Below are 26,865 nucleotides of genomic sequence, written 5' to 3' on the forward strand. Positions count from 1 at the left end.
TTTCATTTTGATGCGAAGATAAAGAAAGTTCCGAGTGCTACATAACACAAATTTAAAACTACAGATATAGGTTTATAACTATTTTTATCGTTATCTTTGATTTAAACTTCTAAACCCTATTTAAAAAAAAGATCTATGCAGAAACTCACGAATAAAGAAGAAGCGATCATGCATATTTTATGGAAGCTTAAAAAAGCCTTTGTAAAGGAAGTTCAGGCAGAATTGACCGATGAGAAACTTCATTACAACACGGTTTCTACTATTATTAGGAACCTGGAAGAGAAAGGCTATGTGGCGCATAAAGCTTTCGGAAAAACACACCAATATTATCCAACAGTTTCCAAAGAGGCCTATAGAAAGCAATTTATGAACACAGCCACCAAAAAATTCTTCGACAATTCTTATAAAAGTATGGTTTCGTTTTTTGCAAAAGAAGAAAAAATTTCTGCGGAAGAATTGCGGGAAATCTTGGCTATTATAGAAAAAAAGGAGAAATAATGGAAAGTTTGCTTACCTATTTATTAAAAAGCGCGGGTTTATTAAGCCTCTTTTATTTACTATATATAGTGTTGCTTAAAAATGACACTTCTTTTACCGCAAACAGGAAATTTTTATTGGGAGGGATCTTTACTTCTTTGGTTTTGCCGGCCATCTACTTTACCAAAAGGATAATGGTTAATGCTCCTGAAATAGTCTATTCTGAATCCTCACTAAATTCAAATTTCATCACAATACCGGAAAGCACTTCTTTAGAAATGGATTGGTGGATGATCGCCGGAACAAGCTATTTAATAATAACCGGGTTCTTCCTACTTCGATTTTGTTTCAGGATCTTCCAGATCTATAAAATGATCCATTTCAGCAATATCAAAAAAGAAGGAAAGTTCAAAATTGTTGAAACCCTGGACATCGCTGGCCCCTTTTCCTTCTTTAATTATCTCTTTATAAATACTAAAACAATTCCAGAAGAGGAATATCCCATAATGCTGCGGCATGAAAAAGTACATGCCAGCCAGTTTCATTCTTTCGATATGTTGGCATCCCACCTTCTCGCTGCAATCTTATGGTTCAACCCGATAAGCTGGTATTACAAAAAAGCAGTCGAGCAAAATCTGGAATTTATTGCAGATCATGAAACAGCACAAGCATTGGAATGTATCCAGCAGTACCAACATGTTCTCGTAAAAGTTACAACAAATCAATATCAAAGCGTATTGGTCAATCATTTTTATCAATCCTTCATCAAAAAACGAATAGTTATGTTAAACAAAAAATCATCAAACCACAGCAATATCTCTAAGATGAGCTTAATTCTTCCTTTGCTTTTAGCTTTTATGCTCACTTTTAATGTGAAAACGGAAGCTAAGGTAAAACAAGGGTCTAAAGTTGTGATAAACGATGTTCAATTTTATCCTGATGCACTGGCCTCAGCTATCATCACAAAAAATTCAACAAAAGAACAACTGGAAGATGTAGCTAGAGAATTTAAAAAACAAGGAGCAGAACTTCAATTCAAAAAACTGAAATTTTCAAAGGAAGGGATGTTGACCCGAATCAATATCAAATATGCAGTTGAAAAGACCGGAGACTCCGGGAACTTCAATAAAAATGGAGATTCCCCAATAGATGATATCGAAATTATTTTATCAGAAGATTTAAAAATTGAATTTCGGTCTCCCAATAACAGGAATAAAAAAAATGAATTTGTATTTATAAGCGATTCCAATCCTCTTGGTATGGATGCCACTTTAACGCATGAAACTATAGGTTACAAAGAAGACCTCGGCGATGTAACAAAAGAGCGTATAATAGTTGTAGATCCAAACAAGAATATTTCCGGAGGTCCATTTTCAGTTGGAAACAAGGTCCATTATTATTCAACAGACAGCGATTCCATTAGCGGAAATGGCAAGATTATAAATGTGAACACAAAAAATGGCAATCGCATCACATGGACATCCAGTGATACCGATACCATCAAAAGCACATATAGAATAATCGTTCTAGACAGTTCTCATACCAATGCATCCAATATTTCCAAGGAGATAAAAGTAATTTCAAGGGAGAAGAAGGACAGGCCGCTTTATATTGTTGATGGAGTAGTTAAAAATGATGATTTCAATTCAGAAAAAATAAATCCTTCAAATATCGAGAACGTGTATGTTCTTAAAGATTCTTCTGCAATAAGAAAATATGGTGCTAAAGGCATAAATGGGGTGGTGCAAATAAATACAATAAACAATAAACTATTTAAAATTTCACCAAAGATGACCGATGCTGAATTAGAAAACCTAAAGTTAACTGTTGCTTCAACTACAGGCTTTAAACTTTCTTTAGATGATATTAAAAGAAACAAGAAAGGGCTTATTAGCACTATTTCGATAAAATTTAAAGATAATTCAAGAAAAATGGTATCTGGAAATTACTCAGAATCAGCTGGAATATCCGATATTTATTTCGGAGAAAAAGAAGGTGGTACTATTATCATCTATTCTAACTAATTATTTATCAGAAAATGGAATCGCACTCAGTTTTAGAAAAATTAAAATACCCAATTGGGAAATTCAGTCTCCCGGAAACAATTTCCGAAGCAGCTATAAAAAGTTGGATCGCAGCTATTGAACAATTTCCCAATAGACTGAATAAATTGGTGCCTTACCTTTCTGCCAGTGAGCTAAATTATAGGTACAGGCCAGAAGGATGGACGATAAAACAAGTCGTCCACCACTGTGCAGATAGCCACATGAACAGCTTTGTGAGATTTAAATTATGTCTTACAGAGGAACTTCCCACCATTAAAACCTATCATGAAGATAAATGGGCGGAGTTACCAGATACCACGGAAACGGATGTTTCTACATCCTTGAAACTCCTTGAAGGTTTGCATGCACGATGGACCGTGCTGCTAAAATCCCTAGATGCTTTAGCTCTCAGCAAGCAATATATACATCCGGAAAAGGCGCAGCCCCTGGATCTCAAAGATACTATTGCACTTTATGCCTGGCATGGGAACCATCACCTGGCACATATTAAGCAAGCCTTGGAAAATAAAGAGGATTAAGTTTATTGCCCAATTTTATTGAGCGAAGCAAAGCCGTCAGGGAATTATTGGATTAAAGCTCTCGATTTTACTATAATCAAAAATTCCAGTTTTTCGTCTTCCCTGATTTTAAATACCTTTAAACCTGGGTTCGATATAAAATTCGTTGTTTTTTTATTATATCTTTGATTTTTAATGCTTTGTCATTTCCGCGGTTCCGATAACTATCGGAAGAAGTATGAGCGACGAGAAACCTCAATAGAATGAGATTCCTCCTCATTCTTCGTGCGGAATGACAGCATTTGTTATTAAAAAACAAATCTATGCTTTTATGAAAAATCGCTTTTTCAAGACTTTGTCCAAAATCAACAAAAAGATTTTACCGAGTTACTCAAAAAAACAATTGGATCTTCAAAAAGCAAGCAAACTACAATTAGCCATATTCGGGTGGAAACTTTGGGTGACAAAAAAAGCCTTGGATTAAATTAAGAACTTCGGGTAAATTTGTACAGCCGTCCAAGCCGGTTAGATCCTCAATGAGGGATTAATATTTAAGCAAGGATTCGACAGCATAAGAATTCAATTTATTTCTACCATTCAAAAATTCCAGTTCTACCAAGAAATTGCATTGCACGATCTCTGCACCCATTTTTTTTACCAAGTTACAAGCAGTTCTTGCCGTGCCTCCGGTTGCCAAAACATCGTCATGTAAAATAATTCGTTCCCCTTTTTTGATGGCGTCACAATGAATTTCCAAGGTGTCTTTTCCATATTCCATATCGTATACCTCCGCATAGGTTTCGGCAGGCAATTTTCCAGGCTTTCTTATGGGTACAAAACCTGCATTCAATTTTTCGGCCAATAGCAATCCAAATAAAAATCCGCGGGATTCTATAGCTACGACCTTGTCTATTTTCTCATCCCCAATAAGTGATAAAAATTGCGCCACTGCTTCCTTAATAGCTTCTGGATTTTGCAACAGCGGAGTAATATCCTTAAACTGTATCCCATCTTTAGGAAAATTGGGAACCTCGCGAATATATTTACTTAAATCGGTCATGAAGGAGCATTTTAGATCTCATAAAAATAATCATAAGGATTCAATAATTTGGCTAATTCAGTCTACAAACTCAAATATTTCCAGCTCAAAGCCGTACACGCCCACTAAAATTTTAATTATATTGCTTATTCAATTTATTTTAACCACGATTCGCTCTTGCAGCAAAAATATATTAGCCTTTATTATATGAGAATCCATCAATTTAATCCCCTAAAGCTCAACTCATTCTTTTTCTTCTTCTTTGTTTCTTTGATATCTTTTTCGGGAGCCGCCCAGAGCAGTGAACTTTCAGTAGAAAAAATAATGCAAGATCCTTCATGGATGGGAACATTCCCTTCCAACATTAACTGGGGGGAGGATAGTAAAACCATCTATTTTGATTACAATCTCCAAAAGGATCCTTCAGATTCCCTTTATAAGATCCAACTTTCTCAACAAGCAACTATTACAAAAGTTTCTCCCAAGGAACAACAAAAAAGAATTTCATCCAGAGGAGATTATAACAAAGACCATTCTCAAAAGATCTTTGTTAAAGATGGAAATCTAATGCTTTATTCAGCCAAAGACAGTTCTGTTAAAACATTATTAGAGCTGGGAGAAAACATCTCAAATCCTAATTTTCAACTAAATGAAGACTTGGTTTCTTTTGAATTGGAGGATAATTTATACCTCTACGATCTAAAAAAAGGAAGCCTAAAAAAACTGACTTCAATTAAAAATGGAGAAGACAAAACGAAAGATGACAAAGCCCTATCTAAAAAGGAAGCATGGTTAGAGGAGGATAATTTAGATTTATTGAGCGTGGTATTGGAAAGGATACAAAAAGAAGATTCCAGCAAGGCATATCAAAGTAAAATTAAAAAAGAAGCTTTTACTTTTTATACCGGGAAAAGGTCTGTCACCAATTTACAGCTATCGTCCAACGCCAAATATGCCACTTTTAACCTTATTACCAGGGCAGATAACAAGAACACCATTGTTCCCAATTATGTGGATGCATCGGGATATACCGTGGACCTTAATGCGAGATCTAAAGTAGGAGACGATATCACGAAGGTGGAACTGGCTATTTACAACTTTGTAAAAGACACTGTGTATATGGTGAAATCTGATGAGCTCCCGGGGATCAAAGATCTTCCCGATTATGTGGGCGATTATCCAGATAAGGAATGGGAAGAGGCCCCAAGAGATGTAATCGCTTGGGGAGCCAGTTTTTCTGAAAATGGTAAAAAAGCCTTGGTAAATGTGCGTTCCCACGATAATAAAGATCGATGGATTACCCTATTGGACTTGGAAAATGGAACTTTAAAAAATTTAGACAGGCAACGGGATGAGGCGTGGATAAATGGCCCTGGAATTGGATATTCTTTTGGGGGCGGAACCCTTGGTTGGTTACCAGATAACAAACATGTTTATTTTCAATCTGAAGAAACAGGTTATTCCCATTTATATTTACTGAACACAGATAACGGGAAGAAAACAGCCGTAACTTCTGGAGAATATGAGGTGTTCGATCCCCAATTGTCCAAAGATGGAAAAAGTTGGTTTTTAACCACTTCTGAAGTTGATGCCGGAGAACGTCACTTTTACAAAATGCCCGTAATGGGAGGAAAAATGACTCGATTAACCAGCATGCTCGGAAGCAATCAAGTCACACTTTCCCCAGATGAAAAACAGATGGCAATTTTATATTCTTCCAGCAACCAGCCTTGGGAATTATACCTCAAAAAAACTGGGTCCAAGGAGAAAGCTAAACAATTAACGAAAGGGAAATCTGAAGCATTTAAGGCTTACAACTGGCGGGCACCAAATAGAATAGAAGTTAAAGCTGAGGATGGAACCATGGTCCCGGCCAGACTGTATAAACCGAAAGATGATGTAAAAAATGGGGCTGCGGTAATTTTTGTACATGGCGCAGGCTATCTTCAAAATGCCCATAATTGGTGGTCCTCTTATTTTAGGGAATATATGTTCCATAACCTATTAACAGATCTTGGCTATACCGTTTTGGATATGGATTATCGGGGAAGCGCTGGCTATGGAAGGGATTGGCGAACCAGTATTTATAGGCACATGGGCGGGAAAGATCTCTCCGATCAAGTAGATGGCGCACATTATTTAGTGGAATCGCATGGCATAGATCAAGACAAAATTGGGATTTATGGCGGGAGCTATGGTGGATTTATAACCTTGATGGCGATGTTCAATGAAAGTGACACTTTTAAATCTGGTGCCGCCTTGAGATCGGTAACAGATTGGGCACATTATAATGATGGCTATACTTCTAATATTCTAAATACACCGGTAGAGGATCCAATTGCGTATAGACGTTCTTCCCCTATTTATTTTGCTGAAGGATTAAAAGGTAATCTTCTGATCGCTCACGGAATGGTAGACACGAATGTGCATTTTCAAGATGTTGTGAGATTGGCTCAACGCTTAATAGAACTAAAGAAAGACAATTGGGAAATGGCCTTATATCCTGTAGAAGGTCACGGATTTGTAGAACCAAGCAGTTGGACCGATGAGTACAAGAGGATCCTAAAGTTGTTCAATGAAACTTTGTTAGAGAAGTAATTGATTTTAATTACCTCTCGACTCCTCCCGATGGCCATCGGGAGGAGGAGACATTTCATTGTATTGTCTGTCATCCTGAACAGCGTGAAGGATCTCAACACACTAATCCCTCACAGTTTCCATCACTTCTCTCTTCCTAAGATCCATTCTTCTAAAATAGTCCTTAGCTGCTTTTAAGACTTTTGGAGCGAGGATCAAGGTTGAGATCATTGTTGGGATTGCCATTAAGGCAAAGAAGCCGTCAATCAAATTGATCATCATGCTTAATGTGGTGGTCGCTCCCATTAGAATACTCAAGATATAGAAGTAATTATAATAATGCTTCTTATCGGCTCCCATCAAGAATGAAAGACATTTTGTTCCATAGTAAGAATAGGAGAACAAAGAAGAAATACTGAAAAATGCGATACAGATCAGCAATATATAATTCCCATATACAGGCATCGCATCATTAAAAGCGGCAGCCGTTAAACTCACCCCATTTTGGTCTGAAGTCTGCCAAACCCCGGTAACCAAGATCGCCAATGCGGTTAATGTACAAACCACCAATGTATCTATGGCTGGACCGAGCATAGCTACCAATCCTTCCCGAATCGGCTCGTTCGTCTTGGCCGCTCCATGCGCCATGGGTGCAGTTCCAATTCCTGCTTCGTTGGAAAATGCTCCCCTACGGATTCCTAAAATTATAAGTCCACCTAAAACCCCTCCTAAAAATGAATCTCCGGTAAAGTTGTTTGCAGCAAAAGCATCGGTAAATATCAAACCTAAATAATAAGGTACCTGATCTAAGTTCACGAATAAAATAATAAGTACCGAAGCAAAATACATCACTACCATTAAGGGCACTAGTTTAGAAACAGTTTTACTGATCCTTGAAAGTCCACCAAAGATCACTATGGAAGTGATAGTCACTAAAATTAATCCAATAATTAAATTAGACCCAAAACCTACTTCTACCCCATTTGGCTCTAAGAGGATAAAATTAATAGCTTGCGTTAACTGATTCACATTAAAAACCGGAAGGGCTCCTACCAATCCTGCAACACTAAACATCACGGCCAAGGCCTTCCATCTTTTGCCCAATCCTTCCATGATAAAGTACATAGGTCCACCCTGGATTTTTCCATGAGAATCCTTCCCTCGGTACATAACCGCTAAACTATTGGTGAAGAATTTTGTTGCCATCCCTATAATGGCGCTTACCCACAGCCAGAAAATGGCTCCGGGACCTCCAATGGCTATTGCCACAGCAACCCCTGCAATATTTCCCATCCCCACCGTAGCCGATAGTGCTGTAGATAATGCCTGAAAATGACTAATTTCTCCAGGATCATCTGGATTATCGTACTTGCCACGTAATACTTGCAAGGCATGACCCAAATATCTAAAAGGAAGAAATTTTGAAATAACCAGAAGGTAGAATCCACCACCAATTAGTAATATTAAAAGAGGAAGTCCCCATACAAATGAGGCAAAATCGGCAATAAATGCGTCTATTTTAGTCATAAATAAATGGGGTATTGGTACTTTGTAAGCAAATATAATAAACAGAGTGACTACTGGTAATTTTGATCTATCTAATTAAGCTAATTAAAACGAGTATATTTACTCAAGTTATTACTAAACAAACAATTAAATTTACTCATGTTCCATACTATTTGTTACGTAAGTAATGCAAGTAAAAATTTAGTTGAAAAAGATATTAATATACTCTTTGAACAGGTAACTTCATTTAACAATTCCAAAAACATAAAAGGTATTTTGCTTTTTAGTTCTGGTTCTGGTAATATTTTTCAAATTTTGGAGGATAATAAAGAAACTATCAACGATCTATTTTATAATCAAATAAAATTAGACCCAAGGCACAAGAATATTTTTGTGGATATAGAAAAGGAATATCCAGGTTCCGTTTTTAATGAATATAGCAGCAAGTTCAACACTATTAAGAACACTGAAGACCTTAAAAAGATCATTTCTTACTTGGAAAGCAATAAATTCAATTCCACCCACGAGAAATTAAAAAGATTGCTCGATCCATATGGAATTTTTAATGATATTAAAATAAAAAATCCGCAGCTTTCGCTACGGATTTTTCTGTGACCGCGAAGGGATTCAAACCCCCAACCCTCAGAGCCGAAATCTGATGCGCTATTCAGTTGCGCCACGCGGCCAATTCAATAATCAATTAACAATTACCAATGATCATTGTTTATTGCTTATTGTTAATTGCTCAGTTCTCTTTTAACAATCATAGAGATGGTTTTTCCATCAGCTTTTCCTGCCAATTCCCCAGAAGCCATTCCCATCACTTTTCCCATATCCTTCATTCCTGAAGCTCCGGTTTTAGCAATGATGTCTTTTACTTTTTGTTCTATTTCTGCCTCGCTTAACTGGGCTGGTAAAAACTGCTCGATCACTGCGGCTTGATCCAGTTCTGGTTGTGCCAGATCTTCTCTATTTTGTTCCTTGTAAATAGCAGCACTGTCCTTGCGTTGTTTTACCAATTTCTGCAATAACTTCAACTCCTCTTCCTCTGTGATTTCCTCTTTAGAACCACTCTCGGTTTGCGCCAATAATATTCCACTTTTAATGGCACGAAGAGCCTCTAATTTCACCGCGTCCTTAGCTCGCATCGCTGCCTTCAATTCGGTCATTACCTGGTCTTGTAAACTCATAACAAGTGTGTTGATTTAAGACTGCGAATATAAAAATAAAACCTGAAATTCGTGGGGGAATCTCAGGTTTATTGTTAGGGTAATTTTAAGTTTAGTCTACGTTATCGTGTAGAAACGAATTGTTACTTCTAAACTTAAGATCGTCATTATCGCCACCCAAGGTGGTTCTGGAAAGCTTCTCTTCTGCTTTTCTGGAATTGTCCAAATCTATGCCTGCACGTTTATATGCCGGCTGCTTTTCAATTTCATCTATTTGAGCAGTGTTGCTTCGAAACTTATAGTTGAATTCTTTCATCTTAGCTCTTCTTTCTGCAGCCCTTTCTATCAAACCTTCAGAAATAGGGTTGTCAAAAGGATCATTCTCATCATCTTCAGAAGTTTTTCTAGATGGCTCTGGAGCTACCGTTTTCTTTTCAAAAACCACAGCTTCTTCCTCTTCGTCTTTATCTTTTTTCTGAACAGGTTTCGACTTTTTAAGCATTTGCTCTACTTCCATATAGTCATCTAAACTATAACGCTTTTCTCCTGTTGAAGAGTTTTCGGTTACGGGAATGATCTCTATAGGCTCATTTACTTCCATATCCCTAGCCTCCTCATGAAGATCGTGGATGATCTTGCTAGTCTTTGGCTTCTCAGGCTCTTTAGCTTGAGGCTTTTTGGTTTCTTCGTTAGGTTCTTCTTGTTGCTGATTTATAGGAAAATCGAAAGTAAACATGAACTGATCTTCAGCATCATCGTTTAAATCTTCTTTTTCTTGCTTCTCCAGTTTATTTATTTTAGCTGAAGTATCTGTGATTATAAAATCATCTTCCTTGTAAGACACTTCTTCGTATTCCACTTCCATGTTCCTGGCACTTGGCGGGGTGCGTAGGTTTTCTTTTATTTCTTGGGCTTCAGTATCTTCATCTTCCCCTAAGGTATGAACGATCTTTTGCTCATTTACCTCTTCTGGAGCTTCTTCAATTTGCGTAGGTCTTTGAAACTTATTCTGACCAAAATTATGCACCGCTTTTTGTTCGTCTTCCAGGGTATGGATAATCTTTTTGGTTTCGGTATTTACAATTTCATTTTGCTGCTCTACATTAAAACCCGTAGCAATAATCGTTACTGCAATTGCATCTTCCAAAGCTTCATCTTCACCAACCCCCATAATAATATTGGCACTATGTCCAGCTTCGTTCTGGATATGATCGTTGATTTCCCCAATTTCATCTATGGTGATTTCTTCAGATCCAGAGACGATCAATAGCAACACATTTTGAGCGCCTTTAATTTTGTTGTCATTCAATAACGGAGAATCTAAAGCTTTAATGATCGCGTCATTTGCCCTACTTGCTCCAGATGCAGATGCGGACCCCATAATAGCAGTACCACTGTTACTAAGAACCGTTTTGGCATCACGTAAATCGATGTTTTGTGTATAGTGATGAGTAATAACTTCGGCAATTCCCCTAGAAGCAGTTGCCAAAACCTCATCGGCTTTGGAAAATCCAGCTTTAAAGCCGAGGTTTCCATAAACCTCCCTTAATTTATTATTATTAATAACAATTAACGAATCTACATGCCTGCGCAGGTTTTCTACTCCCAGTTGCGCCTGTTCATTTCGCATTTTCCCTTCAAACTGAAAAGGAATTGTAACGATCCCCACCGTAAGGATATCCATTTCTTTGGCCTGCTTGGCGATCACAGGCGCAGCTCCCGTTCCAGTTCCTCCACCCATACCAGCGGTAATAAATACCATTTTTGTATTGGTGCCAAGCATGCGTTTAATCTCTTCACTACTTTCTATAGCTGCATTTTCCCCCACTTTTGGGTCTGCGCCAGCTCCCAATCCTTCGGTTAGGTGAACCCCTAACTGAATTTTATTTGGAACGGTGCTATTTTCCAAGGCTTGGGAATCTGTATTACAAATAATAAAATCCACACCCTTGATCCCTTGTTGGAACATGTGGTTGATGGCATTGCTACCACCCCCTCCTACTCCAATAACCTTGATCACATTGGATTGGTTTTTGGGTAAATCGAATGAAATATTTTCGAATTCTTTACTGCTCATAAATCCTGTTTTACTGGTTCTATATTGTTATTCTGCGTTGTCTAAAAAATCTTTGAACTTTTCTGCCCACTTATCAAAAACGCTCTTTTTGGATGCTTTTGATTTTGCTGAAGAAGTTTCTTGCTCTTCATCTTCTGTATGAAAGGAATGTGTTCCTTCCTCTACAATTGCTTCTTGCTTTACTGTACCTGCCTTATTTTGAAACTTGGCATTTTTTTGCTCTAAGCTGTTCAAGACCAATCCTACTGCGGTTGCATAAAGCGGACTCGTGGTTTCAATATCGCTATCTCCTGCTAAATGCTCATTGGGATAGCCAATTCTGGTATCCATTCCGGTAATATATTCTGCCAATTGCTTTAAATGCTTTAACTGGGCACCCCCACCGGTTATTACCATTCCGGCAATTAATTTTTTCTTTTGCTCTTCGTGTCCGTAGTTTTTAATTTCAAGATATACTTGCTCAATAATTTCCACTACACGGGCATGGATGATCTTGGAAAGGTTTTTAAGGGTGATCTCTTTTGGCTCTCTTCCTCGTAATCCCGGAATAGAAACAATCTCGTTATCCTTATTTTCCCCTGGCCAAGCAGATCCAAATTTTATTTTTAATAGTTCTGCCTGCTTTTCTATAATGGAACAACCTTCTTTGATATCTTCAGTAATCACATTCCCTCCAAATGGAATCACTGCCGTATGCCGAATTATTCCATCTTTAAAAATGGCAAGATCTGTAGTCCCCCCACCTATATCTATTAGTGCAACCCCGGCTTCTTTTTCTTCCTGGCTCAATACCGCATTTGCAGATGCCAATGGTTCCAAGGTTACTGCTGAAAGTTCCAACCCAGCACTTTTAACACATCGTCCAATATTCCTTATAGAAGAAACCTGGCCAACTACTACATGAAAGTTAGCTTCCAACCTTCCACCATACATTCCAATTGGCTCCTTGATCTCTGCCTGTCCATCTACCTTGAATTCTTGTGGCAAGACATGAATTATCTCTTCCCCTGGTAACATCACCAGTTTATGAACTTGGTTGCAAAGTGTATAAATATCGTCGCCATCTATTACCTCATCTGGATTTGGTCGGGTGATATAATCGCTATGTTGCAAACTTCTAATATGTTGTCCTGCAATACCAACAACCACTTCCTCTATTTTTAATCCTGAATCTGCTTCTGCTTCCTGTATGGCTTGCTGAATAGATTGAATGGTTTGGGTAATATTGTTCACAACCCCGCGATGGACACCTAAACTTTTGGATTTGCCAATCCCTATGATCTCCATTTTACCGTACTCATTCTTCCGCCCTATCATGGCCACGATCTTCGTGGTCCCAATATCCAGCCCTACTGCAATTTCGTTGTGTTCCATCCCTTATTTTTTAGTGCAAACAACCTGATTCCCAAATTGTAGATCCACCATTTTGTAAGTGTTTATTAAACTATCTTTTAGCGCTTTTTTGTAAAAAGCTTTAAAATTGTTGAATTTCTCATCTATCCGGGTCACTTTTCCGAAGAAAATATCAAAACCTGTTTTTCTTAGCTCCAATTGATAAACCCCCTTGTTCAAACGAGTAATGGAGGTAATATGCTCTGTCAAAAATTGATCTTTATTAATATAATCCACTAAAGGAAATGCTTCTTTAATATCCTTTTCTTTTACATTCACCAGCACCGGAACCCTTGCAGAATAACGGTTAGAAAGTGGCATTTTTTTGCCCAATCTGTCCAAATAAAATGCATTGTTCCCCAAAACCCTACCAATAGGGCGACGTTGACTTATTTTGGTTTTTAAAATTCCATCCAGCGTAAGAAATACCTCTGCATTTTCTATCATCTCGTGTTTGTTCAACAGCGTTTCTACCCTATTCAAATCTAAAGTTTCTTTAGCTATACTTGAGACCTCTATGTTATTTTGTATTAACAATTTATTAACCGATTCTTCGGACACATATAGGTTTTCAAATTGGGTGAATTGCACTTCAACTTTTTCCAGTTTTCTATCGTTATTTCGCTTTTCAGCAAAACCATAAAAAAAGATGATCAAGGCAAGTAGCAAAATACCTTTTATATAATTGAAGTTAATTTTCATCCTTAAAATATTTTTCAACTTTAATGATCTCTTCTCCAATATCTCCAGCGCCCATCATAACTATAACAGGACTTTCCGAAAGATTCAACTCGTTTATAATCTGGTCTTTTTCTATTAATTTTTTGTTCCGGTTCTTAATTTTTTGCAACAACCATTCAGAAGTAATCCCTTCCATTGGGAGTTCCCTCGCAGGATAAATATCCAGTAATCGCACTTCATCGAACTTACTTAGGCTTTCGGCAAAATCATCTGCAAAATCTTTAGTCCTGCTAAATAAGTGCGGCTGAAAAACTGCAATCACCTTTTTACCGGGGTGCATTTCTCTAACAGCTTGGTGCACGGCAGCGATTTCTGCCGGGTGATGCGCATAATCATCGATTAAAATTCGCTTTTCAGATTTGAGCCTGTACGTAAATCTTCGTTTTACACCTTTAAAACTATCTAATGCCCTGGCGAGTTCATTGGTTGGGGATCCATAATGAATGGCAATCGCCAGGGCAGTAATAGCATTTAATAAATTGTGTTTGCCAGGGAGGCTAAACTTTAAACCTTCTATAATTTGTGTTGGGGTGATCAGATCGAAATGATAAGTTCCGTTCTTTACTATAATATTTTGAGCAGAATAATCTGCGTTGTCTTCAATTCCAATGGTTTTCCCATGAAGTGGTAGTCCATTCTTTACAAAAAGGGTGCCGTTCTCCGGGATTAAAGCTGCGAAATCATTAAAAGATTTAATTAACTCTTCGGGAGCGCCATAAATGTCTAAATGATCGGCATCCATAGAGGTGATCGCGGCAATATTTGGCGATAGATTTAAAAACGATCTGTCGAATTCATCTGCCTCCACAACCATCACCTCATTCCCATTAAGAATAAGATTGCTCTGGATATCCTCACTTATCCCACCAAGAAATGCGGTAACCTTCGCTCCTGTCTCCTTCAATAAATGTCCTAAAATAGCTGTCGTGGTGGTTTTACCGTGGGTTCCTGCCACAGCCAATGTGAATACTCCTTGGGTGATCATCCCTAAAACCACTGCCCGCTTTTTAAGCTGAAATTCCTCCTGAATAAAATAATTATACTGCTTACTGTCCTTAGGAATTGCAGGAGTATATACAATTAAGGTGTTTTTTGTATTTCTGAAGCTATCTGGAATTACCCCTATTTCATCTTTATAAAAAACATGAATCCCTTCATCTTCCAACACCCTTGTAAGCACGGTAGAAGTTTTATCGTAACCGGCAACCTGCTTTCCTAGAGAGTTGAAATATCGCGCCAACGCGCTCATTCCTATTCCGCCGATGCCGATAAAATAAAGATTTTCTATGTTTTTAAAATGATTCATTAATTTAACTTCTGCTTCTTTATAATTTTTTCCATAGTATCTACGATAGCAGCTGTTGCTCCCGGTAGCGCCAATTTTTTGATGTTTTCTGAAAGGTTTTTTTGAACCTTTTCGGACTTTAAAACCAATAATATGGTTTCTGAAAATTCCTTAGCCAGATCCTTTTCATTCAACACATAGGCGGCATCCTCATTTGCGACCGTCAGGGCATTTTTTGCCTGATGATTTTCAGCAACATTGGGGGACGGAATAAAAATTACCGGCTTCCCAACAATGCATAATTCGGAAACACTAATGGCTCCGGCACGAGAAACGATAACATCGGCAGCAGCATAAGCAAGATCCATTCTGCTTAAAAAAGCATGGGTTTGCACTAATTCGTTGTCAAACTTTTTATATTCATCGTAATACAAAGAACCTGTTTGCCAGATAAGCTGTATATCTTCTTTTTCAAAAACATCTACAAAAGCTTCCATTAGCTGGTTTATTCTTCTAGCACCTAAGCTTCCGCCTAATACCAATAAGGCTTTTCCTTCCTTTTTCAGTTTAAAGAATTCCCGTGCTTCTTCCCTTTTGCTTGCAACATCCAAAATATCCTGTCTTACAGGATTTCCTGTTTTAACCGTTTTTTCTAAAGGAAAATAACTTTCCAAATGATCGTACGCTGTGCAAATTGCATCGGCTTTTTTTCCCAATAACCTATTTGTGATTCCAGGATAGGAATTCTGCTCCTGAATTAAGGTTGGAATATTCATTGTATTTGCAACTTTCAGCAAAGGCCCACTTGCAAAACCACCGGTTCCTATCACCACATCTGGCTTAAATTTCTTGATGATTTTTCTGGATTCCCAGAGACTGCTTATTAGCTTAAAAGGAAAGCTCAAATTTCTTGTGGTCAAACTTCTATCGATCCCAGAAATCCAAAGACCTTCGATTTTATAGCCTGCTTGTGGCACTTTGGTCATTTCCATTCTATCTTTCGCTCCTACAAATAGGATCTCAGCAGATGGATATCGCCTTATAATTTCATCGGCAATAGAGATTGCAGGATAAATATGCCCCCCTGTGCCTCCACCAGATATTATTACTTTTAACTTCTCCATCATATCGCTTCGCTTAAAATGTCCAAAGGATTTTCTTCTTCTCTTTCCCTATCAGATTCTTCGGATAATTTTATCTCCTCTTCTCTTTTTGCACTTACACTCAACACAATTCCCAGCGCCAAACATGTCATCCAAATAGAGGTTCCCCCGCTACTTACCAATGGCAAGGTTTGCCCTGTTACCGGAAATAATTCCACCGCAACCGCCATATTTACCAATGCTTGGAAGACAATAGGCAATCCAACTCCAATAACCAATAATTTTCCGAAGATTGTATTTGCTTTGGTTGCCACGATCACTATCCTAAACAGCAGCATTAAATAAGCCAACATTACTCCAAAGCCTCCAATTAGTCCCATTTCTTCAACGATGATCGCATAGATAAAATCTGAAGACGACTGTGGCAAAAAATTCCTTTGAATGCTTTTTCCAATCCCAGCTCCTGCAATTCCTCCCCTAGCAATAGCGATCTTGGCTTTTTCTATCTGGTAATCGGCTTCGGTATCTTCATCATTTGCAAAATTCTCTATTCTACTGGTCCATGTGTCCACGCGGTTAGGCAATAAACCTGGAAACGCTTTTGCTGTTAATATGAACATCGTTAACAACAACAAACCTGTTCCAACAATAATCCCCAAATATTTCAACGGATATCCACCAAGAAAAACCAGCATGATCACCATCGTGAAAATAATAGCGGTAGTAGAAAAGTTGGCAGGTAGGATCAACATTAAAATCACAAAAACAGGCATCCATAAAGGCAATATCGTTTCCTTAAAAGTCACTTCTTTCTCGGTAATCCTCGATAAATATCTCGCTACATAGGCCATAAGCACCACTGCCGCCAAGGTAGAAGTCTGAAATGTCACCCCTACCACAGGAATCTGAATCCATCTGCTCGCATTGGCGCCATCTATTGTGGCGCCTTGTGCAACCGTATAAATAAGCAACAAAAAGACAATGGGCAACATTAATATGGACAAGCCTTTAAAATAATGATAGGGAATTTTGTGAATCGCAAACAACAAACAAAACCCCAATACCAAATGAAAAAAATGAACAACTAAATAACTACTTGTGCTTCCATCCCCATACAAATAGGCCAGGTTGCTACTCGCACTGTACACCGGCAAAAACGAAAAAATTGCCAATAACGCGGTCGTGGCCCAAATAACCTTATCACCTTTTATATTTGAAAACAAGTTGTTCATTCAGCTTTAACTCTTACTATTATAGGTTTCTAACGCTTTCTTTAAATTGCCTTCCCCTATCCTCATAGTTTTCGAATAAATCGAAACTTGAACAGGCCGGAGAAAGCAAAACCGTATTTCCCCTTTCAGATAATTTATATGCCATTCCCACAGCTTCTTTCATGGAATGTGTTTCCACAATGGTATCCACACAATTTCCAAAAGCCTCAAAAATCTTGGAATTATCTACTCCTAGACAAATAATCGCTTTCACCTTTTCATTTACCAAAGGCAACAATTCTGAATACACATTTCCTTTATCCACACCACCAACGATCCAAACCGTCTCCGTTTCCATACTTTCCAAAGCATAATAAGTTGCGTTGGTATTAGTAGCCTTGGAATCGTTCACGTACATCACGTTATTGATTTTAAGCACTTTTTCCAATCGGTGTTCCACCCCTTGAAAATTCTCCATGCTCGCACGGATGGTTTCTTTTCTAATTCTTAATAATTGGGAAACCGTAGAGGCTGCCATGGCATTTTTTGTGTTGTGCTTACCTTCGAGTGCTAAGGATGATGTTGGCATAATAAATTGGGTGTTGTTGAGGTTTATTTTAATATTGTTATCTTCTACATATGCGCCTTTTTCCAGTTTCTTCTGAAGTGAAAAAGGCAATTTTTCGGCTTTTACTGAATTGGATTCAAGCCACTTTGCAATTAATTCGTCATCGGCATCATAAATAAAGAAATCGGACTCTTTCTGATTCTTTGTTATTCTGAATTTAGATGCGATGTATTCATCCAGGTTATAATTGTATCTGTCAAGATGGTCTGGGGTAATGTTGGTAAGTACTGCGATATCCGGCCTAAAATCCACTATTCCATCTAGTTGGAAACTGCTTAGCTCCAGGATGAAATAATCTACAGGGTCGCCCGCTACCTGCTTTGCAAAACTGTCTCCTACATTTCCTGCCATAGATACATTTAATCCTGCATTTTTCAGGATATGATGTACCCACTTAGTTGTAGTGGTCTTCCCGTTGCTGCCGGTAATCCCTATAATTTTTGCTGAAGTAAATTCTGCGCCAAATTCAATTTCAGAAATAACAGGAATCCCCTGCTCCTTGATCTTTTTAACCAGCGGCGCTGTATCTGGGATTCCGGGGCTTTTCATAACTACTGAAGCATCCATGATCTTGAATTCGGTATGTCCATCCTCTTCCCAGTCTACTCCTAGCTTTTCCAGTTCTGCTTTATACTTATCTTTTATTTTTCCAAAATCTGAAACAAAAACATCATAGCCCTGCTTCAGCGCAAGAATTGCAGTACCTACACCGCTTTCTCCGCCTCCAAGAATTGCTATTTTTTTGTTTTTGTTCATGTTATCTAACTTTCAAAGTAATAATGGTTACGATCGCAAGGAAAATCCCAACGATCCAAAATCTCACTACGATCTTGCTTTCATGCAAACCTTTTTTCTGGTAATGATGATGCAATGGGGACATCAGAAATATTCGTCTTCCTTCTCCATATTTTCTTTTGGTAATCTTGAACCATCCTACTTGTAGGACCACAGATAGGTTTTCCAAGAGAAATATTCCGCATAAAATGGGGATCAATAATTCTTTTCGGGTGGCGATTGCTATCACGGCAATTATTCCTCCAATGGTCAAACTCCCGGTATCTCCCATAAATACTTGTGCCGGATAGGTATTATACCATAAAAATCCTACCAAGGATCCCGCAAACGCGGTAATGAATATGGTCATCTCTCCAGAACGTGGGATGTACATGATATTGAGATAGTCTGAAAATATAATGTTACCAGAAACCCATGCAAAAATCCCGAGCGTTAGTACAATTATAGCAGAAGAGCCGGCTGCAAGCCCATCTATCCCATCTGTTAAATTTGCACCGTTGGAAACCGCTGTTACTATAAATATCACGATCGGGATAAAGATCAACCACGCATAATTAACCAATGATGGATTGATCCAACTGATCAAACTTGCGTAATCGAACTCATTGTTCTTTACAAACGGAATGGTGGTAGTGGTAGATTTCTCTTCAACTCCAGCTTTTACCTCTTCATCTCCATCTACAACGAGCTCATTTGTAAAAGATGGACTATTGGTATCTTCCTTAACCGTGATTCCAGGATGCAGGTACATAGTTCCACCTACAATAAGCCCAAGACCAACTTGTCCCAGTACTTTAAAAATTCCTTTTAAACCTTCTTTGTCTTTTTTGAAAATTTTTAAATAATCATCTATAAAACCAATGGTTCCCATCCAAAGGGTGGTAACAATCAGCAAAATGACATAGATGTTATCCAATTTCGCAAACAACAATACAGGAATGAGCGTGGAGATAATAATAATCAATCCACCCATGGTCGGGGTTCCCGCTTTTTCACTTTGCCCTTTTAAACCAAGGTCCCGAACACTTTCCCCTACTTGTTTTCTTAAAAGATAATTGATGATCTTTTTTCCATAAATGGTAGATATTGCCAAGGACAAAATAATCGCCATCGCAGAGCGGAACGAAATAAATTCGAACAAACCTGCTCCAGGAACCTGGTAGCGTTTATCTAAATAATCAAACAAATAGTATAACATATCTTATCTTCTAGTCCTTTTGTCCTCTTTGGGAATTGCTATTTTTCAAGTTGGCTTAAAAATTCATTTACAATTTTATAATCATCAAAATCAGATCGTACTCCGTTTACCTCCTGATAGGTTTCATGACCTTTTCCTGCAATAAGAATGATATCATTTGGGTTTGCCAGCTGGCAAGCAGTTTTGATTGCCTGTTTTCTGTTAACCACTGTCATCGTTTTCTTAAAATCCAAGGGACCTACGCCTGCCTCAACATCTTTCAATATTTCTTCCGGATCTTCGGTTCTTGGATTATCGCTGGTAAAGATCACTTTGGTGCTTAGGGCAGCAGCGATATTTCCCATTTTTGGCCTTTTAGTTTTATCACGATCTCCTCCACAACCAACTACGGTAATCAATTCTTCATTTTTGGTTCGAATAGCATTAATGGTTTCCAGCACATTTTTCAACGCATCTGGAGTATGTGCGTAATCTACAATCGCGGTGATCTTTTTATTGGAAACCATATATTGAAATCTTCCGCTTACAGAATTCAACTCACTAATAAGCCTTAAATTTTCCTGCTTTTCGAGGCCTAGCAGTTCCCCTGTAGCATAAATTGCCAGTATGTTATAGGCATTGAAATTTCCAATTAACTTTGTCCAAACCTCATCCCCATTTATCTTCAGAAGCAATCCGCCAAATTGATTTTCCAAGATTTTCGCATTAAAATCGGCAAAAGACTTTAATGCATAGGTTTTCTTTTGAGCTTTTGTATTCTGAAGCATTACCGTTCCATTTTTATCATCTCCATTTACCAAAGCAAAAGCAGTTGCTGGCAGCTGATCGAAAAACAGCTTTTTCACATCGCGATATTCTGCGAAGGTTTTATGGTAATCTAAATGCTCATGCGATAGGTTGGTGAAAATGCCGCCGGCAAACTTTAGCCCTGTGGTCCTATCTTGTGCAATCCCATGAGAACTCACTTCCATAAAGCAAAATTCAACTCCCTCATCATTCATCATTTTCAAATAAGAATTGATGGTCAACGAATCTGGGGTTGTATGCGATGCAGCATAGGTTTTTTCTCCTACCATGATATTTACGGTAGAAAGCAAACCAACTTTAAATCCCGCTTTGCTGAACAAATGGTATAATAAAGTAGCTACGGTAGTTTTTCCATTGGTACCAGTAACTCCAACTAATTTTAAGTTCTCTGAAGGAGAATCGTAATAATTGGCAGCCATGATCGCCAATGTCCTTTGAGAATTTGCGACTTGAATATACGTAACGCCATTTACGATTTGCTCTGGCATTTCCTGGCAGATTACCGCCAAAGCTCCTTGATTAACAGCCTTAGTGATAAATTGATGTCCATCTGACACAGTTCCCTTTACAGCCACAAACACATCATTCAGTTCAACTTTTCTGGAATCGAATTGAATTGTATTCACGGTAATCCCGGTATTGCCAATTACGGCTTCCATAGGAACTTTATATAATATGTCTTTTAATATCTTCAACTTAAACTAAGTGCTACTTGTTGATTATTCTTGATTTTTTGTCCCGCAGGGATCGATTGATTTTTCACTTTGCCCTCGCCATTAATACGTACCGATAATCCTAAGTTTTCCAATAAAGAAAGTGCATCCATAGCTGGCATTCCCACCACATTTGGCATCAATTTTTTAGTGCTTTGGGCTGCTGCAAAGTATTTTTCGAAATCTTTAGAACTTGCATCATTTTTTACTTTTAGAGATTCTATGGTATCTTCAATAGGAGTATCTGTATAAATTTTTTGAGCAATTCTTTTGAAGACCGGTCCGCTAACATCGGCTCCATAATATCCTACTTTATTGTTAGGCTTATGAATAATTACGATGCTTGTATACTTTGGATTGTCCGCAGGAAAATACCCCACAAAGGAAGAAATGTACCTTTTGTTCGAGTTCCAATCTTTCATCCAATATTCAGTTTGTGCAGTTCCGGTTTTACCGGCCATAGAGAAATTAGAGGAATATAAGCTCTTAGCAGTACCTCGTACTACCACGTTCTCCATCATTGCTTTCACCTTATTTACCGTTTCTTGAGAGCAGATTGCCGGATTCAGCACAGTTAATTCATTTTTCTCTATCACTTTATCCCACTCCCGCACTTCTTTGATAAAACGGGGTTTTAGCAATACCCCATTATTTGCAATTGCATTATAAAAGGCCAAGGTTTGCAAAGGTGTAATTTGAATACTTCCATAGCCATACGCCATCCAGGGCAAAGAAAGTCCGGACCATTTTTTATCACCGGGCTTTGGAATGTACGGCTCACCCTCTCCTTTAATAGAGATCCCTAATTTTTGGTTCAGGTTCATTCTATTCAAACCATCAATGAATTTCTGGGGCTTGTCTTTATAATTATCGTAGATCAATTTTACCACTCCCACATTCGAAGAAACCTCAAAAGCCTTGGCCGCAGATATTTTTCCATATCCGCCGCGATGTGAATCCCTTACTTTATAACCGCGCACGCTCATTATTCCATTTTCCGTGTCCACAATTGTACTGGTATCTATCACTTTATCCTCTAAAGCAACCACCAATGCCATTAATTTAAATGTGGATCCTGGTTCATGAGTTTCGCCAACTGCATAGTTTAGCTTTTCGTAATATTTTCCTTTAGAAGTTCTGCCAAGGTTAGAAATAGCTTTTATCTCACCTGTTTTGGTTTCCATAACCACCACGGTTCCATGATCCGCTTCATATTTTTCTAACTGGGCCAACAATGCATGATGCGCTATATCCTGGATGTTCACATCTATGGTAGAGATAACATCATACCCATCTTTTGGCTCTACTTCATTATTATCACTTATCGGCTTCCATTGGCCTTTCGCGATTTTTTGCTTCAGCCTATGTCCATCTGTTCCTTCCAGAAATGGTCCAAAAGCCCCTTCTAAACCAACTCTTGTATAATATCCTTGCTTGTCCTTTCGCTCGTAGCCAACAGTTCTGGCAGCAATTTCCCCAAGGGGATGTTCACGCACAGTTCGTTGCTCTACGATCATTCCGCCTTTATAGGTTCCAAGGTTAAAAAGTGGAAAATCTTTCACTTTCATATAATCTGAATACCCCAAATTTCTAGCGATCAAAAAATACCGATGCTTATTAACCCTTGCCGTTCTTAGGGACAAGGCCCAATAAGCAGCACTTTTACCAAACATTTTATAAAGCTCTTTGGAAAGAGGCACTATGTTTTCTTCAAAATTTTTATCAGTTACCGTAACCGCATCAAATCTTATATCGTACTTAGGAATGGACGTTGCCAATAAATTCCCATTGGTATCATATAGGTTTCCACGATTAGCGGGAATGGTGAAATTTTTTAAAGTTCTCTCTTCGGAAAGCTGCTTATATTTATCCCCTTCTACGAACTGAATATTAAGCAACTGCACAGCTACCGCCACCGCAAAGATGAACATACATCCGGCTACAAAGTACAATCGGTTTAATATGTGCTTTTCGTTGGTTGCCAAAGGTCTACTTAGTCTGTTATATTAATTTTTATTTTATAAGGCGGCGTTTCCGAAGGTTTTACGCCTCTTGCAGCCATTTTATTGGTAATGGTGGATTCCATTTTAAGTTTCATAAGGGCAGAACGCATATCCACAAATTCGCTTCGCAATTCGCGCACCTCTGTATTTAACTTAGCTATATTGTGCACCTTGCGCTCGGCACTATGCGAACAAGCGATCATTATAATGGCAAGAAATGTACAGAACACAATAAATCGCCAGTTCTTAATCGCATCGTTGCTTATTAAAAAATCAGCTTTCAATATGTTGTACAATCCCTTTTTCATCCTTGATTTGCTATAAGTTGCTTCTGAAATTATTCAGAATTATAACTTTAGTGCTATTCTTAATTTTGCGCTTCGAGCCCTATTATTTTTATAGATTTCCTCTGCGGAAGGAACTATTAATCCCTTTACTTTTTTAAACGGGACAGTTATATTTCCATAAAAATCTTTCTCAGGTTCCCCTTCAAAAAGCCCACTTCTTATATATCGTTTCACCAACCTGTCTTCTAAGGAGTGATAAGAAATAAGGCTTATTCTTCCACCTTTATCCAGCAGTTCTTCGGTTTGCAATAGAAATTCCTTAAGAACCTCAATCTCTTGATTCACCTCTATACGAATTGCCTGATAGATCTGGGCCAATATTTTATGCTCCTTTTCCTTAAATAGAAAAGGCTTAAGCACTACTTTTAATTGATCACTACTCTCGATTGGGGCAACTTCCCTGGCCTTAATTATCTCAGCAGCAATTTTTCCAGCATTTCTTAGATCGGCATATTCAAAGAATAATTTTTTAAGCTGCTCATGATCGTACTCGTTGATCACTTCGTAAGCGCTCAAACTGCTTTTCTTGCTCATCCTCATATCCAATTTCGCTTCGAACCTGGTTGAAAAACCCCGCTCTGCAACATTGAATTGATGAGAGGAAACCCCAAAATCCCCAAGAATTCCGTCCACTTTTTTTATTCCGTGGAACCTTAAAAAACGCTTAATGAACCTGAAATTTTCGTTTATTAGCACGAAGCGAGGATCATCTATGGCATTATCCAACGCATCTTCATCTTGATCGAATGCAAATAATCTTCCTTTTTCGCCCAGTCGACTCAATATCTCAGAGGAATGTCCACCGCCCCCAAAAGTCACATCTACATACACTCCATCTGGCTTAATATTTAAACCATCTACAGATTCTTTTAATAAAACAGGGTTATGATACTCCATTAAAATCATCATTGCCCATAACTTCTTCAGCTAAATCTGCAAAATCATCGGCAGAAGCATCTATGGTGTTTTCATATTTATCTTTATCCCAGATCTCAATAATGTTAATTGCAGAAGAAAGAACGATCTCCTTATCCATTTCAGCAAAACCAAAAAGATCTTTGGGGATCAATAAACGTCCATTTGCATCTACTTCCACCGTTTTAACACCTGCTGTAAATCTTCGTATAAAATCATTGTTCTTCTTCTTGAACCTGTTCAATCCATTGATCTTTTTCATCATTTCGTTCCATTCCTCCATTGGATATAATTCCAAACAAGGCTGAAAAACAGATCTTTTCAAAACAAAACCTTCCTGCAAAACCGGTGTCAGCTGTTTTTTTAATGCAGCCGGAACCATAAGGCGCCCTTTCGCATCAACTTTACACTCGTATGTTCCAATTAGATTTACCACTCAATAACTTTATAGAGTCAAATATATTGAAATTATTACCACATTTTACCACATTTTACCACTTTGTTGATAAGTTTTTCCACCTATTGTACTGAAACACTTCTAAATACACCTAGTTCATTATGTTTCAGACGCTTGGTTTTTTTTGAAAATTTTAGGTGAATTTTAATAGGAAAAATTTGTTTTTTTAAACCGGAAATGCGTTCCTCAATAAAGCTGTGTATTACGTAAAAATGATTATACTTGTGCTGAAATCGCTATATTTGCGATTGCTAATTGCAAATAGCATTCATGGAACACGATTTACAGCAAGAAGGAAAATTTACATACCTGGAAAAAGGGGAAGGTACACCGATAGTTATTTTACATGGTCTCATGGGTGGCTTAAGTAATTTTGATGGGGTTGTGAATTATTTTCCAGAAAAAGGCTATAAAGTTTTGATTCCGCAATTACCACTTTATAACATGTCCTTACTTAAAACAAGTGTAGGCACCTTTGCAAAATATCTTAGGGATTTTATAAAATCCAAGGGGTTTTCTGAAGTGATCCTTCTTGGGAATTCACTAGGAGGCCATATCGCCCTTCTGTGCACAAAGATGTACCCGGAATTGGTAAAAGGTTTGGTGATCACGGGAAGTTCTGGCCTTTACGAAAATGCCATGGGCGAGAGTTATCCAAGACGCGGTGACTACGAATTTATCAAGAAAAAGGCGCAAAATGTTTTTTACGATCCAACAGTTGCCACCAAGGAAATTGTAGATGAAGTTTATTATACGATTGGTGATAGAAACAAACTGGTGAAAACATTGGCTATCGCTAAAAGTGCTATTCGCCATAATATGGCAAACGACCTTCCTAAAATGAAAACGCCAACGTGTATAATCTGGGGCAAAAACGATAATGTAACTCCGCCGGATGTTGCAGAAGACTTTAATAAGTTACTGCCGGATTCTGACCTCTATTGGATAGAAGAATGTGGTCATGCAGCAATGATGGAGCATCCAGATATATTTAATGAGCTAATGTTCGAGTGGCTTCAAAAGAGATCTTTCTAAGGTTTAACCAATGATAATAAAATCTTCTGAATTCGTAGTAAGCAACAGTGATGTTGCAAAATGCCCAAACAGTAAATTGCCGGAATATGCATTTATTGGCAGGAGCAACGTAGGGAAATCCTCACTTATCAACATGCTTACCGCTAGAAAAAGTCTCGCCAAAACATCTGGAAGACCAGGGAAAACCCAGCTGATCAATCATTTTTTGATCAATAAAGATTGGCATTTGGTAGATTTACCTGGGTATGGTTATGCGCGAGTGTCAAAATCCATCAAAAAGACCTTTCAAAAATTTATTACACAATATTTTGAAAAAAGGGAACAAATGTTATGTGCTTTTGTTCTAATAGACAGTAGGCACCCCCCACAACCTATAGATCTGGAATTTATGCAATGGCTTGGAGGGCACGGAATTCCATTTTGCATCATCTTTACCAAAGCAGATAAACTTAAGCCGAACGCCTTAACTAGGAATGTAGAAGTTTATAAAGAAAAGATGTTGGAAATTTGGGAGGAGATGCCAGTGTACTTTACCACCAGTTCTACAAATGATCTGGGACGAGAAGAAGTGCTTAAATATATCGAGGATTTAAATACTCAGTTTATCTCCAATTAGGCCTCCATTTATTTTTGCTTAGAAATCGATCTTCAAAAAAGCAATACATATCTATTTTTCGTCCAGAATACTTGTCACCCTGTCCCGAAGCATCGGGAGTTTTCAGGGTCTCCCCTAAACTAATCTCACTGGGATGCTGAAACGAGTTCAGCATGACGAAAAATCTGAATATTGCATTTAAGTAATACTGATATGGAACCATGCAATCAGG

Annotated in this window: 24 protein-coding genes and 1 tRNA gene; 8 read left to right on the plus strand and 17 right to left on the minus strand. The window is 38.1% G+C overall.

Translation table 11 applies throughout. The annotated features are described in order from the left end of the window. Nucleotides 1–135: 135 nt before the first annotated feature. The 4 genes from JM83_RS02935 to JM83_RS02950 all read left to right on the plus strand — a co-directional run bounded on the left by JM83_RS02935 (nt 136) and on the right by JM83_RS02950 (nt 3,524). Nucleotides 136–498 carry a BlaI/MecI/CopY family transcriptional regulator gene (locus JM83_RS02935; protein WP_144959217.1) on the plus strand — a complete coding sequence of 121 codons (363 nt, stop codon included), beginning with the start codon at nt 136–138 and terminating at the stop codon, nt 496–498. Next, entirely contained in the window at nt 498–2,501 is a 2,004-nt protein-coding gene (locus JM83_RS02940; RefSeq protein WP_144959219.1) for a M56 family metallopeptidase, read from the plus strand. The genes JM83_RS02935 and JM83_RS02940 overlap by 1 nt, the downstream gene beginning before the upstream one ends. A 14-nt stretch (nt 2,502–2,515) precedes the next feature. Beyond that, entirely contained in the window at nt 2,516–3,061 is a 546-nt protein-coding gene (locus JM83_RS02945) for a YfiT family bacillithiol transferase (protein WP_144959221.1), read from the plus strand. 310 nt (nt 3,062–3,371) lie between these two features. Beyond that, nucleotides 3,372–3,524 carry an SsrA-binding protein gene (locus JM83_RS02950; protein WP_144959223.1) on the plus strand — a complete coding sequence of 51 codons (153 nt, stop codon included), beginning with the start codon at nt 3,372–3,374 and terminating at the stop codon, nt 3,522–3,524. Between the two features lie 60 nt (nt 3,525–3,584). Here the strand turns inward: JM83_RS02950 and JM83_RS02955 are convergent, their stop codons facing one another. After that, nucleotides 3,585–4,100, minus strand: a complete 516-nt coding sequence (locus JM83_RS02955) for an adenine phosphoribosyltransferase (RefSeq protein ID WP_144959225.1) — start codon at nt 4,098–4,100, stop codon at nt 3,585–3,587. 186 nt (nt 4,101–4,286) lie between these two features. Between JM83_RS02955 and JM83_RS02960 the strand changes: the two genes are divergently transcribed. After that, on the plus strand, nt 4,287–6,677 hold the full coding sequence (locus JM83_RS02960) for a S9 family peptidase (RefSeq protein WP_144959227.1): 2,391 nt from the start codon (nt 4,287–4,289) through the stop codon (nt 6,675–6,677). Nucleotides 6,678–6,779: 102 nt separating this feature from the next. Here JM83_RS02960 and JM83_RS02965 read toward each other — a convergent pair whose 3' ends face one another. Beyond that, nucleotides 6,780–8,183 (minus strand): alanine/glycine:cation symporter family protein, encoded by a 1,404-nt coding sequence (locus JM83_RS02965; RefSeq protein WP_144959229.1) that lies wholly within the window; start codon nt 8,181–8,183, stop codon nt 6,780–6,782. A gap of 138 nt (nt 8,184–8,321) precedes the next feature. On the opposite strand from JM83_RS02965, the gene JM83_RS02970 reads away from it, so the two are divergent. Further along, nucleotides 8,322–8,777, plus strand: a complete 456-nt coding sequence (locus JM83_RS02970; RefSeq protein ID WP_144959230.1) for a BLUF domain-containing protein — start codon at nt 8,322–8,324, stop codon at nt 8,775–8,777. On the opposite strand, the gene JM83_RS02975 is transcribed toward JM83_RS02970, so the two are convergent. The 15 genes from JM83_RS02975 to mraZ form a co-directional block, all read right to left on the minus strand. Then, nucleotides 8,775–8,848 (minus strand) — tRNA-Arg (locus tag JM83_RS02975). The two genes, JM83_RS02970 and JM83_RS02975, sit on opposite strands and share 3 nt — an antisense overlap. Before the next feature lie 51 nt (nt 8,849–8,899). Further along, entirely contained in the window at nt 8,900–9,352 is a 453-nt protein-coding gene (locus JM83_RS02980) for a GatB/YqeY domain-containing protein (protein WP_144959232.1), read from the minus strand. A 91-nt stretch (nt 9,353–9,443) separates the two neighbouring features. Further along, nucleotides 9,444–11,408 carry a cell division protein FtsZ gene (gene ftsZ / locus JM83_RS02985; RefSeq protein ID WP_144959234.1) on the minus strand — a complete coding sequence of 655 codons (1,965 nt, stop codon included), beginning with the start codon at nt 11,406–11,408 and terminating at the stop codon, nt 9,444–9,446. A 27-nt stretch (nt 11,409–11,435) separates the two neighbouring features. After that, nucleotides 11,436–12,782, minus strand: coding sequence for a cell division protein FtsA (ftsA, locus tag JM83_RS02990; protein WP_144959236.1), 1,347 nt, complete (start codon nt 12,780–12,782; stop codon nt 11,436–11,438). A 3-nt stretch (nt 12,783–12,785) separates the two neighbouring features. Beyond that, entirely contained in the window at nt 12,786–13,502 is a 717-nt protein-coding gene (locus JM83_RS02995) for a cell division protein FtsQ/DivIB (RefSeq protein WP_144959238.1), read from the minus strand. Beyond that, a complete protein-coding gene (gene murC, locus JM83_RS03000) occupies nt 13,492–14,847 on the minus strand; it encodes a UDP-N-acetylmuramate--L-alanine ligase (RefSeq protein WP_144959240.1) in 1,356 nt (451 codons plus the stop codon). The genes JM83_RS02995 and murC overlap by 11 nt, the downstream gene beginning before the upstream one ends. After that, nucleotides 14,847–15,953, minus strand: coding sequence for an undecaprenyldiphospho-muramoylpentapeptide beta-N-acetylglucosaminyltransferase (gene murG / locus JM83_RS03005; protein WP_144959242.1), 1,107 nt, complete (start codon nt 15,951–15,953; stop codon nt 14,847–14,849). The genes murC and murG overlap by 1 nt, the downstream gene beginning before the upstream one ends. Next, on the minus strand, nt 15,950–17,161 hold the full coding sequence (locus JM83_RS03010; RefSeq protein ID WP_144959244.1) for an FtsW/RodA/SpoVE family cell cycle protein: 1,212 nt from the start codon (nt 17,159–17,161) through the stop codon (nt 15,950–15,952). The genes murG and JM83_RS03010 overlap by 4 nt, the downstream gene beginning before the upstream one ends. Before the next feature lie 19 nt (nt 17,162–17,180). Next, nucleotides 17,181–18,524, minus strand: a complete 1,344-nt coding sequence (gene murD / locus JM83_RS03015; RefSeq protein WP_144959246.1) for a UDP-N-acetylmuramoyl-L-alanine--D-glutamate ligase — start codon at nt 18,522–18,524, stop codon at nt 17,181–17,183. Between the two features lies 1 nt (nt 18,525). After that, nucleotides 18,526–19,761, minus strand: coding sequence for a phospho-N-acetylmuramoyl-pentapeptide-transferase (gene mraY, locus JM83_RS03020; protein WP_144959248.1), 1,236 nt, complete (start codon nt 19,759–19,761; stop codon nt 18,526–18,528). 38 nt (nt 19,762–19,799) lie between these two features. Further along, on the minus strand, nt 19,800–21,263 hold the full coding sequence (locus JM83_RS03025) for a UDP-N-acetylmuramoyl-L-alanyl-D-glutamate--2,6-diaminopimelate ligase (RefSeq protein WP_144959250.1): 1,464 nt from the start codon (nt 21,261–21,263) through the stop codon (nt 19,800–19,802). Then, nucleotides 21,260–23,266 (minus strand): penicillin-binding protein, encoded by a 2,007-nt coding sequence (locus JM83_RS03030; RefSeq protein WP_144959252.1) that lies wholly within the window; start codon nt 23,264–23,266, stop codon nt 21,260–21,262. Before JM83_RS03030 ends, JM83_RS03025 begins: the two co-directional genes overlap by 4 nt. 8 nt (nt 23,267–23,274) lie before the next feature. Next, the gene (locus tag JM83_RS03035) at nt 23,275–23,592 is read right to left on the minus strand and encodes an FtsL-like putative cell division protein (protein ID WP_144959254.1); all 318 of its coding nucleotides are present in this window, start codon (nt 23,590–23,592) and stop codon (nt 23,275–23,277) included. A gap of 39 nt (nt 23,593–23,631) precedes the next feature. Next, a complete protein-coding gene (gene rsmH / locus JM83_RS03040; protein WP_144959256.1) occupies nt 23,632–24,528 on the minus strand; it encodes a 16S rRNA (cytosine(1402)-N(4))-methyltransferase RsmH in 897 nt (298 codons plus the stop codon). Next, nucleotides 24,515–24,982 (minus strand): division/cell wall cluster transcriptional repressor MraZ, encoded by a 468-nt coding sequence (gene mraZ / locus JM83_RS03045; protein ID WP_144959258.1) that lies wholly within the window; start codon nt 24,980–24,982, stop codon nt 24,515–24,517. Before mraZ ends, rsmH begins: the two co-directional genes overlap by 14 nt. 291 nt (nt 24,983–25,273) lie before the next feature. Here mraZ and JM83_RS03050 point away from each other — a divergent pair, with 291 nt between their 5' ends. After that, a complete protein-coding gene (locus JM83_RS03050) occupies nt 25,274–26,038 on the plus strand; it encodes an alpha/beta fold hydrolase (RefSeq protein WP_144959259.1) in 765 nt (254 codons plus the stop codon). 10 nt (nt 26,039–26,048) lie between these two features. Beyond that, nucleotides 26,049–26,654 (plus strand): ribosome biogenesis GTP-binding protein YihA/YsxC, encoded by a 606-nt coding sequence (gene yihA, locus JM83_RS03055; protein WP_144959261.1) that lies wholly within the window; start codon nt 26,049–26,051, stop codon nt 26,652–26,654. Nucleotides 26,655–26,865 lie beyond the last annotated feature (211 nt).

The sequence above is a fragment of the Gillisia sp. Hel_I_86 genome (assembly GCF_007827275.1).
GTDB lineage: Bacteria > Bacteroidota > Bacteroidia > Flavobacteriales > Flavobacteriaceae > Gillisia.